Origin of the sequence: Sphingobium sp. KCTC 72723, assembly GCF_014280435.1 — a bacterium.
GTDB lineage: Bacteria > Pseudomonadota > Alphaproteobacteria > Sphingomonadales > Sphingomonadaceae > Sphingobium.
In genome coordinates this window covers 3,885,713-3,902,536 of record NZ_CP060388.1, presented here as the reverse complement: position 1 = coordinate 3,902,536, position 16,824 = coordinate 3,885,713, and the positions used below count along the sequence as shown (strand labels likewise).

At 64.1% G+C, this 16,824-nt stretch carries 12 protein-coding genes; 10 read left to right on the top strand and 2 right to left on the bottom strand.

Going from position 1 to position 16,824, the window contains the following annotated elements; genetic code table 11:
- Nucleotides 1–64: 64 nt before the first annotated feature.
- Nucleotides 65–3,010, bottom strand: a complete 2,946-nt coding sequence (locus tag SPBM01_RS18800; RefSeq protein ID WP_188063014.1) for a TonB-dependent receptor — start codon at nucleotides 3,008–3,010, stop codon at nucleotides 65–67.
- 144 nt (nucleotides 3,011–3,154) lie between these two features.
- Complete coding sequence (locus SPBM01_RS18795) at nucleotides 3,155–4,444, bottom strand: oligogalacturonate lyase family protein (RefSeq protein ID WP_188065828.1); 1,290 nt, start codon at nucleotides 4,442–4,444, stop codon at nucleotides 3,155–3,157.
- 252 nt (nucleotides 4,445–4,696) lie between these two features.
- On the opposite strand from SPBM01_RS18795, the gene SPBM01_RS18790 reads away from it, so the two are divergent.
- The 10 genes from SPBM01_RS18790 (at nucleotide 4,697) to SPBM01_RS18750 (ending at nucleotide 16,820) form a co-directional block, all read left to right on the top strand.
- Nucleotides 4,697–5,908, top strand: a complete 1,212-nt coding sequence (locus SPBM01_RS18790; protein ID WP_188063013.1) for a rhamnogalacturonan acetylesterase — start codon at nucleotides 4,697–4,699, stop codon at nucleotides 5,906–5,908.
- 18 nt (nucleotides 5,909–5,926) lie between these two features.
- On the top strand, nucleotides 5,927–7,444 hold the full coding sequence (locus tag SPBM01_RS18785; RefSeq protein WP_262504262.1) for a glycoside hydrolase family 28 protein: 1,518 nt from the start codon (nucleotides 5,927–5,929) through the stop codon (nucleotides 7,442–7,444).
- A gap of 72 nt (nucleotides 7,445–7,516) precedes the next feature.
- Nucleotides 7,517–7,831, top strand: coding sequence for an L-rhamnose mutarotase (locus tag SPBM01_RS18780; protein WP_188063012.1), 315 nt, complete (start codon nucleotides 7,517–7,519; stop codon nucleotides 7,829–7,831).
- 8 nt (nucleotides 7,832–7,839) lie between these two features.
- Nucleotides 7,840–10,842 (top strand): glycoside hydrolase family 35 protein, encoded by a 3,003-nt coding sequence (locus SPBM01_RS18775; protein ID WP_188063011.1) that lies wholly within the window; start codon nucleotides 7,840–7,842, stop codon nucleotides 10,840–10,842.
- Entirely contained in the window at nucleotides 10,843–11,958 is a 1,116-nt protein-coding gene (locus SPBM01_RS18770; protein WP_188063010.1) for a glycoside hydrolase family 105 protein, read from the top strand.
- 88 nt (nucleotides 11,959–12,046) lie between these two features.
- Nucleotides 12,047–13,549, top strand: coding sequence for an MFS transporter (locus SPBM01_RS18765; RefSeq protein WP_188063009.1), 1,503 nt, complete (start codon nucleotides 12,047–12,049; stop codon nucleotides 13,547–13,549).
- Between the two features lie 14 nt (nucleotides 13,550–13,563).
- The gene (locus SPBM01_RS22035) at nucleotides 13,564–13,950 is read left to right on the top strand and encodes a hypothetical protein (RefSeq protein ID WP_262504261.1); all 387 of its coding nucleotides are present in this window, start codon (nucleotides 13,564–13,566) and stop codon (nucleotides 13,948–13,950) included.
- Between the two features lie 14 nt (nucleotides 13,951–13,964).
- Nucleotides 13,965–14,744 carry an SGNH/GDSL hydrolase family protein gene (locus SPBM01_RS18760; RefSeq protein ID WP_262504260.1) on the top strand — a complete coding sequence of 260 codons (780 nt, stop codon included), beginning with the start codon at nucleotides 13,965–13,967 and terminating at the stop codon, nucleotides 14,742–14,744.
- Nucleotides 14,741–15,733, top strand: a complete 993-nt coding sequence (locus SPBM01_RS18755; protein ID WP_188063008.1) for a family 43 glycosylhydrolase — start codon at nucleotides 14,741–14,743, stop codon at nucleotides 15,731–15,733. Before SPBM01_RS18760 ends, SPBM01_RS18755 begins: the two co-directional genes overlap by 4 nt.
- A 37-nt stretch (nucleotides 15,734–15,770) precedes the next feature.
- A complete protein-coding gene (locus tag SPBM01_RS18750; RefSeq protein ID WP_188063007.1) occupies nucleotides 15,771–16,820 on the top strand; it encodes a LacI family DNA-binding transcriptional regulator in 1,050 nt (349 codons plus the stop codon).
- Nucleotides 16,821–16,824 lie beyond the last annotated feature (4 nt).

Below are 16,824 nucleotides of genomic sequence, written 5' to 3'. Positions count from 1 at the left end.
CACAGAAACAATAAGGGCGCAGTCACCGCAGTGGCCGCGCCCTTTAGTTTGGGGGAGAGGGAAATTACATCCGGTAGGTCACGCCAAAGGTGAAGGTGCGGCCGATCCGGGTTTCGAACAGCGTGTCCTGACGGTTGCTGTCGGTATAGAGGCGGTTCTGTTCATCGGTCAGGTTCTGCGCCTCGACGATGATCTTGAGGCGATCCGTCACGTTGAGCGAAGCCGAGGCATCCATGTAAAATGTCTTGGCATTGCCGACCAGATCGCTGCCCGGCGAAGCGGGGATGCCGCGAATGAACTTGTCGCGGAAATTGCCGGTGGTGCGGATGCTGAACTTTTCATCCTCATAATAGAGCGTGCCCGATGCCGTCCGCTTCGACAGGCCGACAAGGTCCGCCGTGGTCGTCACGGTCGGCACGCCGCCGACGCTGGCGAGGATATATTCGATCTTCGACGTCACCTGCGTAAAGTTGGCGAGCAGGCCGAAATTGCTGATGAACCCGTCGAAGAATGTGAAAGGGATCTGCGCATTCAGTTCGAAGCCCTTGAGCGGGCCGCCCGGCGTGTTGAACGGTTGCGACACAGTGAACAGTTCGGACGGCAGAGTATTGCTGTTTTCCAGCAGCGCGTTGGGCAGGCCCAGCTCGCTAAATGGAACCTGGCTGTTCACATTCTGAACGAAGCTCTTGATATCCTTGTAGAAGAAGGCAGCCGAGAGCAGCGATCCGGGGCGGAAATACCATTCCACGCCAACGTCGAAGGTGGTCGCGCGGATCGGGTCCAGGAACGGGTTGTTGACGTTGCCGACGCGCGTGACCGGGTTGACGCCGCTGGTGGGGGTCAACAGGCCGAGTTCAGGACGGGCCAGAACTTTGGCACCTGAAAAGCGGATCAGCAGGTTCTGCACCGGTTCCACCACGATGTTGGCGGACGGCAGCCAGTCGTCATAATTGTTTGTGGCCGAACCGAACTGGCCGGTCAGGCCGGTAGGCGAACTGGCCAGCGCCACCGCGACATAGCCCGACGACGTCATTTCGGTCTTGACGTAGCGCACGCCCGCATCGCCGCGCACGCCAAAGCCGATCGCGTCCTCCAGGTCGAAATTGGCCATCACATAACCGCTGGTGACTTCTTCGCGCACCCGGCTGCGGCCGCCGCCACATTCGACGCCGCAATAGCGCACCGAATCGAAGCCGAAGGTGCTGGCCCATTTGTCCGGGTCGATCGCGGCCCAGCTGGCAGGCGCGCCATTGCCCCACAGTTTGTCCACGCCGCTGATGTTGCGCGTGATGCTGGCCAGCGTCGTGCCGGCGGGCAGCGCGCGCACAACCGTGTCGGCATTAAAGGGACGCAGGAAAGTGGAGAGGAAGTCGCTGCGCCGATATTGCCCGCCGGTGCGGATCGAGAAGGCCGGGCTAAGCGTCCATTTCAGGTTCGCTTCGGCGGTCAGATTGTCGGTCGTGTTCTTGGAAGGCTTGCCCTGATAGCTAAAGCCGCCCAGCACCGTGCCATCGGCAAGGCCGGGGGCGTAGGTGAAGCTGGCAGGGTTACTGACGTCCACGCCAAAGCCCAGCACCGGCGTCGTGCCGCCATCGCGGAAGTCGATCGAGAAATTGTCGGTGTCGATGGCGTCCATGAACGTCTGGAGTCGCTTCTTGCCGTCCCAGATCGAACGGTTGAAGCCGACGAGGCCGCTGACTTCCAGACTGTCGTTCAGCACCCGCTTGAAGTTCACGTTGGTCTGTTTGAAGGTCGAGACGAAATTGTCGACCAGCCCTTCGGAACGGACATCGACGCCGTCGAACACGCCCTGAACCAGCGATCCGTTGGCGTCGAACGTGATGTCGCGCACCGACGTCATCGGCTGGCCATTATTGGCGGCCGAACGGGCGAAGGAGATGGCGGCGATATAATTGTCGCGGCGCGTCACTTCGAAACGGGAATAGAGGAAGTCTACCGAAATGTCGGTCTGGTCGTCGGGCTGGAATTGCAGCGTCAGCGACCCGCCGATCCGTTCCTGATCCTGTTCGCTGTTGAGGTAGCGCGGGATACGCGGCAGGAATGCGCCGCTGCCCGGCGTGTTGGGCAGGTCGGCGCGGCGCAGGCCCTGGATCGTATTGTAGGCAGCGACCGATCCGGTGCGCGGATTGCCCGTGGAACAATTGGCCGCGTCGGCACCCTTGGCCACGTTGGTCGCCGGGTTTTGCGGCGCAAAGCCGAGCGGCGAACAGAAGCCGCCATTGGTGTTGGCCGACAGCAGATCGACCGCCGAATAGCCCACTTCGCGGATGTTGCGCTTCTGATAGGCGACCGAACCCAATATGCCGAAGCCGCTGTCGCCAAACTGCTTGGAAATCAGCAGCGATGCGCGCGGATCGACCTTCTTGGACAGTTCGTTGTAAATACCGCGCGCGGTCATGGAGAGGACGAAATCATCCTTCTGATCGAACGGCTTGGGCGCGGTCAGATCGACCGTCGCGCCCAGCGATCCTTCCTCGATATCGGCCGAGGGCGTCTTGCGCACCGACAGGGCCGAGAAAATCTCGGTCGGGAACACGTTGAAGTCGAAGCTGCGGCCATTATTGCCCGCGCCGTAAATGTCGGAACCGCCGGTCTGCGCCGTGCCTTCCATACCGTTGATGCGGACGCGGGTGAAACCTGCGCCAAGGCCACGGACGGAGATGTTGCGGCCTTCGCCGCCATCGCCGCGCGCCAGTGCCACGCCGGGGACGCGCTGCATCGATTCGGCCAGGTTGGAGTCGGGGAATTTGCCGATGTCTTCGGCGACGATCGAATCGACCGCAGCCGCTTCGTTGCGCTTCATGCCAAGCGCACTGTTGAGCGAGGCGCGGAAGCCGGTGACGACGATGTCGGCGGCTTCGGACTGATCGGCTGCGGGCTGATCTGCGGCGCTTTGGGCGATCGCAGGTGCGGCGACCAGCATGGTCGTGGCGATCGCGATGGCCGAACTGCGGCGCGCGAACGCGGTACGGGTGGCGGTATGCAACATATAATCCTCCCCTATCACTGGGCCGCCAATCCCTTGGCTGTCACCCAAAATGTCCCACTATGTGAACTCAAGTATCATCTTATAACGCTTGTCCGACAAATGCCAGAAAAATCATCATGTGATTTTACGATCCATATTGTGGGACTAATCGTCTGTTCGTTTCACCTCCGCCGCATAGACATGCGTCGCGCCCTCCATGTTCGACCGGAACAGCAGCCAGCGGCCGTCGGGCGTAAAGGTGGCATTGGGTTCCAGCCGGTAATCATGGCCGCGCAGGTCGACGATCTTCTCCACCTCCAGCCGCGATGGCTGAATCAGCGCATCGGCATTGTCGGCGCGGATGCCCGCCACATCGGGAATGGGCCGGGGGGTGAAGCGGTAGAGATATTTGCCGTCCCGCGCGCGGGCGACCATCTCCGCGTCCCCGCCATCGCCGGAAAAATGCGCGCCATCGGGCGAGGGACTATAGTGGACCGACCATTGGTCGCGCGGCACTGCCATTTGTCGGCGCTTGCCGGTCGCCAGTTCCAGCCCGGCCAGCCAGAATATTTCGCCGCGTGGCGTTTGCAGATCATACCAGACCCATTTGCCGTCGGCCGAGAAAAACTCATGCCCCGCAATTTCCATCGCCATCGTCCGCTGGTGAACCAGCCGCTTGTCGCTGCCATCGGTGCGGATCGTCCAGATGCGATCGACCCGGTGCCATGGCCCCTCATGGCAATAGAGGATGCGCGTCGGGTCAGTCGGCGAAAACTGGACATGGTTCAGCCAGTCGGTGGACGCCACTACTACCCGCCGCGCGCCGGTGCGGATGTCGATGGTGAAGATTTCCATCGGAATCCGCGCTTCCAGCCGCTGGTTCAGCCGCACTTCCTTGGCATCGGCATAGGATAAAGGCTGCCCGTCTGCCCCGGTCGCGGCAAAGGCAGTTTCACCCGGACGCGCGCCCTCCCCGCCCGGTTGCAGCGGCGGCGCGGATTGCGCCCATTGTCCCAGCAGCAGCGTTTCGTCGCTGTTGATCGCACCGATCGCCCCGCTGTCGATCCGCGCGATGCGCCGGGTGCGCCCGGTGTCGATATCGACGGCATGGATCGCGCTGCCCTTGCCCCACGGCACGCTATAATAGGCTGTGCGCGTCCTTCGCCCCGCAAACAGCAGCTTTGCGTCCGCGCGGCGCACCAGCGGCGTCACGCGCCAATCGGACAGCCGCACCCGCGCGATGCCGTCGGGCGTCGTCATCACCATCGCGTCGCCCTGCGGCGTATAGCTGTTCTGGTGGAAATAGAGCGACAGGCTGCCCGGCTGCGTGCTGATCCGCACGATGCGGTGGCCGGTTGTGGCGTCGATCCAGCTTTGCGGGGCAGTCGCCATTTGCGCCGATACGACAGGGGCGGCCATGCACAGCGCGATCAGCATCGCCACGGCCGTGCGCATCCCCATCATCCCATTCTCCCCACAGGCCCGTTCTATATGGTGCAACTGCGTCCTTATATATGGTTCAAAATCATGCGGGGCGGAAGAGGAAAAGCGATTGACGCGCCATATGATCCCGATATATGGATCATATGGCTATTTAACGGGATTATATCCGACACGCCTCTGCACGGGCGTTGGATATTTGGGGGGAGCGTCACGGCTTCCGGGGCGCTCCCCTTCTCTTTGTCTCTTGCTGCGGATTGCCCGATCATGCCGTCCAGCGCCATCATCGCCCTGATGCTGTCCGCCGCTGCCCCATCGGGTGCGCAGACGATCGACCTGTCGCCCGGATCGCCCGACCGTACCCAGCCCTATGAACAGGGCGGCCATGGGATGGAACCGGGCAGCAGCGACGCAGGCTTCCTCTATTCCATTGCCCTGCCCGAAGGCCGTTATCGCGTGACCGTGCAGCTGGGCGATGCAAAGCGGGCAGGCAACACTACGGTCAAGGCCGAAGCCCGCCGCCTGATGCTGCGCAATGTCGCCACGCACAAAGGGCAAAGCGTCGAGCGCCGCTTTCTGGTCGATGTCCGCACCCCGGCGCTGACGCCCCCGCCTGCCACTGCGCCGGGTGGCGACCGGGTGCGGATCGACGCGCGCGATGCCCGCGAATATAGCTGGGACGACAAGCTGACGCTGGAGTTTCTGGGCCGGCCCGCCGTTCGTTCCATTCAGGTGGAACCCGCCGACGACGCCCCGACCCTCTTTCTGGCGGGCGATTCCACCGTGACCGACCAATATGCCGAACCGGCGGCCAGTTGGGGGCAGATGCTGCCCGCGCTGCTGGACGATGGCATCACCGTCGCCAACCATGCCAAATCGGGCGAAACGCTCAAATCCTTCCTCACCGGGCTGCGCTTCGACAAGCTGCTGGGCGCGATGAAGCCGGGCGACTGGCTGTTCATCCAGTTCGGCCATAACGACCAGAAGCAGCAATGGCCGCAGACCTATGTCGCGCCCGACACGACCTATCCCGCTTATCTGCGCGCCTATATCGCCGAGGCGCGGCGGCGCGGCGCGCATCCGGTGCTGGTGACATCGCCCGAACGGCGCAATTTCTATGCGCACGGGCGGATTGTCGATACGGTGGGCGATTATGCAGCGGCGGTGCGCAAGCTGGCGGCCGACGAAGCCGTGCCGCTGATCGACCTTAATGCCGACAGCCGGACAATCTATGAAGCGCTGGGACCGGCTATCGCGCCAAGCGCCTTCAACGATGGCGGCCGGGACAAGACGCATCACAATAATTACGGCGCATGGCTGCTGGCAAATGCGGTGGCGCAGCGCATCCGCGACACCATATCCGCGCTGGCCCCGCATGTGACCGCGCCACCCTTCATGCCCCACCGCCCGCCAACCGCCGCGCAGGCCGCCATCGTCCCCAGCCTGATCCACAGCGATCAGCGACCCCTAGGAAACTGATATGGGGCAGAAACTGATATGGACATGACGCGCCGCGACCTGACGCTGGGGCTTGCAGCCCTCGCGCTCCCCTTCTCCGCCCATGCGGCGCGGCGTTTCGATGTGCGCGATCATGGTGCGCGCGGCGATGGCGTCACGATCGACAGCGGCGCGATCAACGCTGCCATCCTCGCCGCATCGCTGGCAGGCGGCGGCACCGTCATCCTGCCGCGCGGGCGTTATATGTGCTTCTCGATCCGCCTGCAAAGCCGCGTGACCTTACTCTTGTCGCAAGGTGCGGTCATCGAAGCGGCGGACCCCGCGCGCCATGCCGGGCGCTACGACCTGCCCGAAAGTGGCATCGACCAGCTCTATCAGGATTTCGGCCATAGCCATTGGCGCAACAGCCTGATCTGGGGCGACGATGTGACCGATGTGGCGATCATCGGTCCCGGCATGATCCATGGTATCGGCCTGACCCGCGACGGACCAGGCGCGCGCTGGAAGAAGCAGGCAGGTGAGCGCCCCTTGTCGATGCGGGCCATGACGCAGGCGCAGATCGACCAGTTGGAACCGGACGCGCGCGCCATGGACGGGCTGGGCAACAAGGCGATTGCGCTCAAAAATGGCCGCAACATTCGCCTGTCGGGCTTCACCATATTGAAAGGCGGGCATTTCGCGATTCTCGCCACCGGCACGCGGGCCTTGCGCATCGACGGGCTGACGATCGACACCGACCGCGACGGCATCGACCTGGACTGCGTGCGCGACGTGGTGGTGGAACGGTGCCGGGTGAACTCCCCCAATGACGATGGCATCGTCGTCAAATCCAGCCACGCGCTGGGATCGGCCATCGCGGCGGAGGACATAATGATCCGCGACTGCGACGTGTCGGGCTATGACATGGGATCGCTGATCGACGGCACCCGCACCACCCGCCAGCAGACTGCGCCCGATCAGGATCGGGTGACGGGCCGGATCAAACTCGGCACCGAAAGCAATGGCGGGTATCGCAACATCCGTATCGAGGATTGCCGCTTCACCCGCTGCCGGGGGCTGGCGCTGGAAACGGTCGATGGTGGCGTCATGGAACATATCGTCGCGCGCGGCCTGACCATGCGCGACGTGACCACGGCGCCTATCTTCCTGCGGCTGGGCGACCGGCGGCGCGGGCCGGACGGCACAGGCATCGGCGCGATCCGTGACGTCATGATCAGCGACATGGACGCACGCGGCATAGACCATCGCTTCCCCGCGACCATCGCGGGCCTGCCCGGCCATCCGATCACCGACGTCACGCTGCGCGCGATCCATCTGGCCTATGATGGCGGCGGCACGGCGGCGGACGCGGCGCGCCAGCCCGCCGAACTGGCCGACGCTTACCCCGAACCCAGCATGTTCGGCGTGCTGCCCGCCTGGGCTTTATGGGCGCGCCATGCGGATCGGCTGACGATCGACCGCTTCACGGCGGAAACCCGCACCCCCGACCAGCGCCCGCCCTTCATGATCGAAGATGTGCAATCGATTTCCGTGCGAAACACGCCGCTGTGGCGTTGACGAACATATGGGACAATGTTACCAAATATAGGTCAAGCGTTCCATAATATGGTTCATAAGGGGGGAGCCGGGGTGGCCATTCACGCCTTCAAGATGCAGTTGAAGCCCGGCGTCGTCGACGAATATCGCGCGCGTCATGATGCCATCTGGCCCGAATTGTCGGCGCTTCTGACCCAATCGGGCATCTCCAACTATTCGATCTTTCTGGACGAGGATACGCTCAGCCTGTTCGCGGTGCTGACGCTGGCCGACGCGAATCAGCGCGACACCCTGCCCGATCATCCGGTGATGCAGCGCTGGTGGGCGCATATGGCGCCGTTGATGGAAGTCGAGCCGGACAATCGGCCCAGGGAATGGCCGCTCCCCCTGCTGTTCCACATGGATTGAGCCGAACGATGCGCGCCCTCCTGCCTGCCCTGTTGATCGGTTCCGCGCTGGCCATGCCCGTGACGGCGCAGGTCGCCAAGCCGACCGCAAACCTGACCGCGCCGGTCAAAACGTTCGGCCGCGTCTCCTATGACGCGCGCTCTTTGATGGTCGATGTCCAGCGGCTGGTCGTGTGGGGCGGCGAGTTCCACCCCTTCCGCCTGCCCTCGCCCGACCTGTGGCGCGACATATTGCAGAAGATGAAGGCGAGTGGCTTCAACACCGTCGCGCTCTATTTCGACTGGGGCTATCACAGCCCCAAACAGGGCGTCTATGATTTCAGCGGCATCCGCGACATCGACCGGCTGCTCACCATGGCGGAGGAGGAGGGGCTTTACGTCATCACCCGCGCCGGTCCCTATGTGAACGCCGAACTGTCGCGCGGCGGTTTCCCCGGCTGGCTGGTCAACCAGCGCGCCCGCGCCCGCACCGACGACCCGGCCTATATCGCGGCGGTGGACGAATGGCTCGACCGCATCAACCCCATCATCGCCCGGCATCAGATCAACAGCGACCCGAAGCGCAAATATGGTATCATCCTGCACCAGATCGAAAACGAACTGGCGCTGACCACCCCGTCGCAACGCCGCTATATGGATCATCTGGCCACCAAAGCCCGCGCCGACGGCATCACCGTGCCGCTGTTCCACAATGATCAGGGTCGCAACGGTTACTGGACGCCCGAATCCTCCAAGATCACCAATGTCGTTCCCGGCCCGAACGACATGTATGCGTTTGACGGCTATCCCGGCGGCACCTGCACCGTGCAGGGCCAGCCGACCCGCGACGTCGCCGCGCCCGACTGGGGCTATTATGGTCCCGGCGGGGCAAAGGGCGGCGCATCCGCCAGCCCCAACACGCCGGGCTTCCTGGCCGAATTTGGCGGCGGCTGGTTCGATTATTGGGGGTCGAACGGCGGCTATGACTGCAACGCGATCCAGCGCGGCAAGCGGTTCCAGCGGGTATTCTATGGCACGAACCTGGCCAATGGCATCGGCATCCAGAGCTTCTACATGACCTATGGCGGCACCAGCTGGGGCTGGTTGCCCGCCCCGGTGGTGTTCAGCAGCTACGATTATGGCGCAGCCATTTCCGAACCGCGCGTGCTGCGCGAAAAGGCGCTGGAAATGAAGCAGTTGGGCGGGCTGATCGCGTCCGTCCCCGATCTGGCGGGCATGATCCCCGCCGGGCCGGTCGAGATTTCATCGCCCAACATCCAGATTTATCACAATAAAAGCCCCGAAAGCGACGCCCGCTTCCTGATGGTCACGCACAAGCCGTCCAACGGGCAGACGAACGATGCTTTCCGCTTCACCGCCGACCTGCCCGATGGCCGCTACACCGTGCCGATGCAGCTCAATGACTTCGACGCGAAATGGCTGGTCGCGGGCGTTACGTTGGGAGGGCAGCGGCTGGTTTATTCGACGTCCGAACTGCAATCGGCGCAGCGGCAGGACAAGGGCGACCTGATCCTGCTCTATGGCCGCGCCGGGGAAGCGGGCGAAACCGTGCTGCGTTACAGCGTCGCGCCGACCGTCACCGTGCTGGAAGGACAGGCGAGCAGCGCGTTCGACGCCGCAAAAGGCGACCTCACACTCCGCTACGCGCATCAGCGTCGCGCCGTGCTGCGGATCACGGGCGGCGGGCGTCCCCCGCTCACCCTGATTCTGGCTGATGAGGCCGAGGGCGCACGTTATTGGCGGCAGGGCGATGCGCTGGTGCGTGGTCCCACCCTCGTCCGCAGCGCGGTGGCGAAGGGCAGCACGCTGGCGCTGACCGGCGACACTGCCGCGCCCGAACCGCTCGAAATCTTCGCGCCATCCGCGATCCGCGCCATCACATGGAACGGCGCGAAAGTCGCCACCCGCGCCACCCCGGCAGGCAGCTTTGTCGCCACCCAATCGCTATCCGGTCCCGCCGCGATTGCCCTGCCAGCCCTTACCGACTGGCGCATGGCCAAGGGATCGCCCGAAACAGACCCGGCTTTCAACGACCGCGCCTGGCAGGCGATCGACAACCGCCCCAGCGCCAGCATCACCGCCCGCCCCGATGGCCAGCCGAACATGGGCATGGACGCTTATGGCTTTCATGATGGCGATGTATGGTATCGCGGCCGCTTCACCGGCACGCCCGACGCAAAAACGCTCTCGCTCTATTATGGCGCGGGCGGCGCGGGGCTGGTGCAGGCGTGGGTCGACGGGCAGTTCGTCGGCGAAGCGGAAACACCGTCCGGCCTGCCCCGCCCGATCACCACCGGCACCGCCAAATTCGCCCTGCCTGCCAGCGCGCAATCGGGCGACCATGTCCTGTCCGTCATGGTCCGCAACAATGGCCATAACTGGGATCTGGACAGCGACGATTTCCACAAGGAAGCACGCGGGCTGATATCGGCCTCACTCGAAGCGCCCGGCGGGCGCAGCTTCACCATCCCCGTCGCGTGGAAGATTCAGGGCAAGCGGGGCGGCGAAACCCTGCCCGATCCGGTGCGCGGCCCCGCCAATAATGGTGGCCAATATGGCGAGCGGATGGGCTGGCACCTGCCCGGCTTCAACGGTGCAGGCTGGACGAAAACGACCATCCCCGCCGCGCAAATCGACGCCGGGACAAGCTGGTATCGCACCCAATTCGCGCTCAATGTGCCAAAGGGGCAGGACGCTACCATCGGCCTCAGCTTCGGCGACCCCGCCACGCCGCGCTCGCCGGTGCGCTACCGCGTGCTGATCTTCGTCAACGGCTGGAACATGGGGCAATTCGTCGCCCATGTCGGCCCGCAACGCACCTTCCCCATCCCCGAAGGCATCCTCAACCATCGGGGCCGCAACCATATCGCGCTGGCCGTCACGTCCGACGGCCAGCCCGGCGATGCGCTCGAAAGCGTGCGCCTCGTCACCCTTCATTCCGTGAAAGGCGGTCTGCCAGTGCAGATGGTTACCGCGCCAAACGCACCATCAGACCTTAAGGAGACACAGTAAGTGGCCGCTACCCATCATGACATCCCCCGGCCCCAGGTGGTCGATGCCATCGACCGGCTGATGGACAATCTCGTCAATATCAAGGATGAGACAGGCGAATTCCTGCTCCATCTGGACGATGGCCGCATCATCGACACCAAGGGCTGGGCCGGGTGGGAATGGACCCATGGCGTGGGCCTGTTCGGCATGTGGCGCTATTATGAGCAGACCGGCGATGCCAAGGCGCTGGCGATCATCAAGCAATGGTTCGAGGATCGCTTTGCCGAAGGCACGCCGACCAAGAATATCAACACAATGGCCCCGTTCATCACGCTCGCCTATCTGTATGAGCATGAGCCGGATCCGCGCTACATCCCCTATCTCGACAGCTGGGCCGAATGGCTGATGGCCCCCGACGGCCTGCCCAAGACGGAGGAAGGCGGCTTCCAGCATATCGTCTATAATGACGAAAATCCGGGCGAAATGTGGGACGACACGCTGATGATGTCGGTGCTGCCGCTGGCCAAGATCGGCCTGCTGCTGAACCGCCCCGCCTATGTCGAGGAAGCCAAACGGCAATTCCTCATCCACATCAAATATCTGTTCGATACCAAGACCGGCCTGTGGTTCCACGGCTGGGATTTCAACGGCCGCCACAATTTCGCCGAAGCGCTGTGGGCGCGCGGCAATTGCTGGGTGACGATCGCGATCCCAGAGATCATCGAGATTCTCGACCTGCCTCATGGCGATGCGTTCCGCACCTTCCTGATCGATACGCTCGCCGCGCAGGTGAAAACGCTGAGCGAAACGCAGGATGCCGACACCGGCCTGTGGCATACGCTGATCATGGACCCGTCCAGCTATCTGGAAGCGTCGGCGACCGCAGGTTTTGCCTATGGTATCCTCAAGGCCGTGCGAAAGGGCTATCTGCCACGGCACTATGAAGCCGTCGGCATCAAGGCCGTGCGCGGCGTGCTGGCCAATATCGACGACGCGGGCGAATTGCAGCAGGTCAGCTTCGGCACGGCGATGGGCGACACCCAGCAATTCTACAAGGACATTGCCCTGACATCCATGCCCTATGGCCAGAGCCTGGCCATCTGCGCGCTGGGCGAATTTCTGCGCAGCTATATCTGACGCAGGCAATAGCTTGGACGGCGGCGGATTCGTGGAAGGACCGTCGCCGTCCGGGGACGAGAACGATAAAATGGCGGAGGAGCCGAACATGCCCGAAACAGCGCCTATCCGGCCCGTCCGCCTGCAAAACTACCTCGCCTACGGCTCCAACGACGTGCTGGGCGCGGGGTCGATGGCGGTCATTTCCGGCTGGGTGCTTATCTTCTACACCCAGTTTTGCGGACTGTCGGCGGGTCAGGCAGCGACCATCTTCGCGGTCGCGCGCATCCTCGATGCTTTCGCCTCGCCGATGATCGGCTATATTTCCGACCATTTCGGCCGCACCCGGCTTGGCCAACGCTTCGGCCGCCGCCGCTTCTTCATCCTCGCCGCCATTCCCCTGCTGCCCAGTTTCGCGCTGATGTGGCTGCCGGGGCAGACATTCTGGTACTATCTGGTCAGCTATGTGCTGTTCGAACTGGTCTACGCGATGGAGATCATCCCGTTCGAAACGCTGGCCGCCGAAATGTCGTCCGACTACAGGACCAAGGCGAAATTTGCAGGCGCGCGCATCCTGTTCGGACAGGCGTCGGCCATCCTCGCCGGTTTCCTGCCGCTCTGGCTGATAACCACGCTGGGCCGCGACAGCGCCGACACATTTTTCTACATGGGCATCATCTTCGCCATCCTGTTCATGGTGACGGCGGGTCTGCTCTATCTGTTCAGTTGGGAACGGCACATGCCCGGCACAGCGGTTGCAGCGCAGGAAGCATCGTCCGGCGGCGCGGGGCAGGCGTTCAAGGCGCTGTATCGCAACCTCTTTTCCACCATGCGTATCCGCGCATTTCGCCTGCATCTGGGCATGTATCTGGGCGGCTATATCAGCCAGGATATTTTCAACGCCGCCTTCACCTTCTTCGTCATCTTCGCGCTGGGCGGGTCGATGGCAGTCGCGTCGGGCCTGCTCGGCACCATGTATATCGTCCAGTTCGTGGCGGTCATCATCGCCATCAACCTGGCCCTGCGCGCATCCCCGTCCCGCGCCTATCAGGTCGCGGCGGCCAGCTTCGCAGGCGGCGCATTGACGCTCATCAGCCTGTGGGCGCTGGATATTCCCGCCAGCAGCGGCATGATCTGGCTGCCCATCATATTGGCGGGTCTGGGCCGGGGCGCGCTTAACTATATCCCTTGGGCGACCTATAATTATATGGCCGATGTGGACGAAATCGTCACTGGCCAGCGGCGCGAGGGCAGCTTTGCCGGTGTCATGACCTTCGTGCGCAAGGCGACGCAGGCCGCCGCCGTCGCGGGTGTCGGCTTCCTGATGCAGGCGGGCGGCTTCGTATCGGGCGCGCCGGTGCAAAGCGACGGCGCGATCCACACCATCGCGCTGCTGCTGGGCATCGGCACGGTCGGGATGCTGGGCTTTGGCATCCTGGTTTCCACCCGTTTCCGCCTCAGCCCCGCCACCCACGGCGTGCTGATGGCGGAAATCGAACATCTGCGCAGCGGCGCGCGCACCCCCACCAGCGCACAGGCAGGCCGCATCGTCGAGGATCTGTCGGGCTGGCGCTATGACCAGCTGTGGGGCAACAACCCGGTCGCACGATAATCGAAGGAAGTGCTATGCGTCCCGTCCTGCTCCTGACCGCCCTTGCGCTTGCCACCACCCCCGCCACCGCGCAGCATTGGTCGCGCAGCTGGATGGCCGCGCCGCTGGCGTGGAAAGCGCCCGCCGACAAACGCCCGGACCTGACCGACCGCACCATCCGCCAGGTCGTGCGTATTTCCAGCGGCGGCCAGCGCATCCGCCTGCGCCTCTCCAACGAAATGGCGAACGAGCCGCTGACCATCGGCGCGGTCCATGTCGCGCTGGCGGGGGCGGACGGCGCGATCCTGCCCGGCACCGACCGGATCGTCGCGTTCAACCGCGTACAGGGCGCGACTCTGCCCGCCCGCGCGCCCTTGCTGAGCGACCCCATCGACCTGCCGGTCCAGCGCTCACGCGCCTGACCGTCAGCATCCATTTGCCACAGGGGGCAGCAACTCCTACCGTCCACGCCTATTCTGCCGCGACCAACTGGATCGCGCCGGGCGACCAGACCAGTGCGCCGGTTCTGACCGGGGCCACCACCATTGCCCCGCGCCTGATCCTATCCGCCATCGAAGTGGAATCCGCCAAGCCCGCGCCGACCATCGTCATGCTGGGCGATTCCATCACTGACGGCGTGCGCGCCACCCCCGACAGCAACCGCCGCTGGCCCGACCTGCTGGCCGAACGCTTTCAGAAAGCAGGCCGCAAAAATGTCGCCATCGCCAATGCCGGGATCAGCGCCAATCGCCTGCTGTCCGAAGGCGACGGCTATAATGCGCTCGCCCGTTTCGACAGCGACGTGCTGGCCGTGCCGGGCGTCAGCCATGTCGTCATCCTCGAAGGGGTCAATGACATCGGTTCGGCCCACGCCCAGCAACGCCCGCTGCCCACCGCGCAAGAGCTGATCGGCGCCTATCGCCAGATGATCGCCCGCGCCCATGGCAATGGGGTGAAGGTCATCCTCGCCACCATCCTGCCTTATAAGGGCGCAGGCTATTGGAGCGAACCGGGCGAAGCGGTACGTGTCGCGGTCAATAACTGGATCCGCACGACCAAAGAGGCCGACGGCTTGGTCGACCTTGCCAAGGCCATCGCCGATCCCGTCGACGCCGCGCGCATGGCCAGGCTCTATGATGTGGGCGACGCGCTTCACCCCAATGATGCGGGCTTCGCCGCCATGGCCGCCACTTTCGACCTGCGGCTGTTCCGATGATCGCTACGCTGCTCCTGCTCGCCGCCGCCAGCGCGCCGGTCGCACCCAAACCGCTGTTCCGCGATCCGGTGCATGACGGCGCGGCCGACGCCTCTACCGTCTATGACAGCAAGGCCCGTGAATGGGTGATGTTCTACACCAACCGCCGCGCCGACCTGCCGCAAGAGGATGCGAAGGACGTCCGCTGGGTCCATGGCACTGCGATTGGCACCGCCCGGTCGAAGGATGGCGCGCACTGGACCTATGGCGGCACCGCCAATATTCCCAAAAGCTGCACCGGCGACACGCTCTGGGCGCCCGAAGTCCAGTATCTGGCGGGCCAGTGGCATATGTGGCTGACCGTCGTACCGGGGGTGTTCCGCGACTGGAACGCGCCGCGCTTCATCGTCCACCTGACCAGCCCGGACCTTGAAAACTGGACCTGTGGCGACCGGCTCGACCTCGGCTCCGACCGGGTGATCGACGCCAGCGTAATCGCACTGCCTAAAGGCGGCTATCGCCTCTTCTTCAATGACGAGCGGCAGAACAAGGCGATCGTCACTGCCGACAGCGCCGACCTGATCCACTGGACGGTGGGCAAACGCCTGACCGACACGCCGGGCGAAGGGCCAAAGGCGTTCCGCTGGAAGGGCCGCTGGTGGCTCATTTCCGACGCATGGAAGGGGTTGCTGGTCATGCGCTCCGATGATGGCACCGCGTGGACGACCCAGTCCGGCCACATCCTCGACACGCCCGGCACCCACCCCACCGACCGCGCCAAGGGCCAGCATCCCGACATCATCGTTGCGGGGCCACGCGCCTATATCCTCTATTTCGTGCATCAGGATGGGGAGGATGCCGCCCGCACCAACCCCGACTGGAAACGGCGCAGCGTCCTCCAGATCGCGCAGTTGCAGGAAAAGGACGGCGTCATCACCGTCGATCGCAATGCCCCGGTGCCAGTGCGCCTGAAACCCTCGCGCCTGAAACCCTTGCGCCTGAAACCCTGATGGTTCTGGCGCGCAAAAGCGGCTAGGACCATCGGCGATGCAGAGCAACGACCGGAAAAAGCCGCCCACCATCCGCGAAGTCGCCGCCCGCGCGGGCGTTTCGGTGATGACCGCGTCGCGCGCCGTCAATGGCAAGGGGCCGGTCAGCGCCAAGGCGAAGCAGGCAGTGGAACAGGCCGTCGCTGCACTCGGCTATATCCCCAACGCTTCCGCCCGCGCGCTGGCGGGCAATGCCGACCGGCGCGTGGCTTTGCTCCACAGCAATTCCACGACATCGGCCTATCTGGGCGAATTGCTGCTGGGCGCGATGGGCGAAGCGCCCCAGCGTCACCTCCATCTGGTGGTCGAACAATGCGCACCGGGCGCCTTTGCGCAGGAAATCGCCGATCAGGTCGCCCATGCCCATGTCGCGGGCGTCATCATGCCGCCGCCCTTGTGCGACTGGACGGAACTGGTCGATCTGCTGCGCGCGCGCGACATCGAAGTCGTCCGCCTCGCGCCCGATCAGGACATGCCCGGCACGCTGGCCGTGGGTATAGACGATCGCCATGCCGCCCACGACCTGACTCGCCACCTGATCGACCTGGGCCATCGCCGCATCGGCTTCATTCAGGGCAACCCCCGTCACCGCGCCAGCGCCCGCCGCTTGCAGGGGTTTCGCGATTGCCTGGCCGACCATGGCATCGCCGTGGACGAAAGCTGGATCGCGCCGGGCGATTTTACCTATCGGTCCGGCATGGACGCGGCCGAACGGTTGATGAGCATGGCGGACCGGCCCACCGCCATCTTCGCCTGCAATGACGATATGGCCGCCGCCGCCATTGCCGTCGCGCATCAACGGTCCATCAACGTACCCGCGCAAATCACCATCTGCGGCTTTGACGACACCCCGCTCGCCAGCGCGATCTGGCCCGCGCTCACCACCATCCGCCAGCCGATCCGCGACATGAGCCGCGAGGCGATCGGCCTGCTCGCCATGCGTTTCCGCAATCAGGACGAAGGTGCCGACGCAACGACCCTCGGCCGGGTAAAGCTGGACTATCAACTCATCCGCCGCCAGTCCGACGCGGTGCCTGCCCGGCATTGAGGAT

Coding starts and splice junctions, on each gene's coding strand:
- SPBM01_RS18785 (WP_262504262.1), top strand. CDS start 5,927: ATGGACATGACGCGCCGCGACCTGACGCTGGGGCTTGCAGCCCTCGCG.
- SPBM01_RS18790 (WP_188063013.1), top strand. CDS start 4,697: ATGCCGTCCAGCGCCATCATCGCCCTGATGCTGTCCGCCGCTGCCCCA.
- SPBM01_RS18800 (WP_188063014.1), bottom strand. CDS start 3,010: ATGTTGCATACCGCCACCCGTACCGCGTTCGCGCGCCGCAGTTCGGCC.
- SPBM01_RS22035 (WP_262504261.1), top strand. CDS start 13,564: ATGCGTCCCGTCCTGCTCCTGACCGCCCTTGCGCTTGCCACCACCCCC.
- SPBM01_RS18765 (WP_188063009.1), top strand. CDS start 12,047: ATGCCCGAAACAGCGCCTATCCGGCCCGTCCGCCTGCAAAACTACCTC.
- SPBM01_RS18795 (WP_188065828.1), bottom strand. CDS start 4,444: ATGCGCACGGCCGTGGCGATGCTGATCGCGCTGTGCATGGCCGCCCCT.
- SPBM01_RS18755 (WP_188063008.1), top strand. CDS start 14,741: ATGATCGCTACGCTGCTCCTGCTCGCCGCCGCCAGCGCGCCGGTCGCA.
- SPBM01_RS18750 (WP_188063007.1), top strand. CDS start 15,771: ATGCAGAGCAACGACCGGAAAAAGCCGCCCACCATCCGCGAAGTCGCC.
- SPBM01_RS18775 (WP_188063011.1), top strand. CDS start 7,840: ATGCGCGCCCTCCTGCCTGCCCTGTTGATCGGTTCCGCGCTGGCCATG.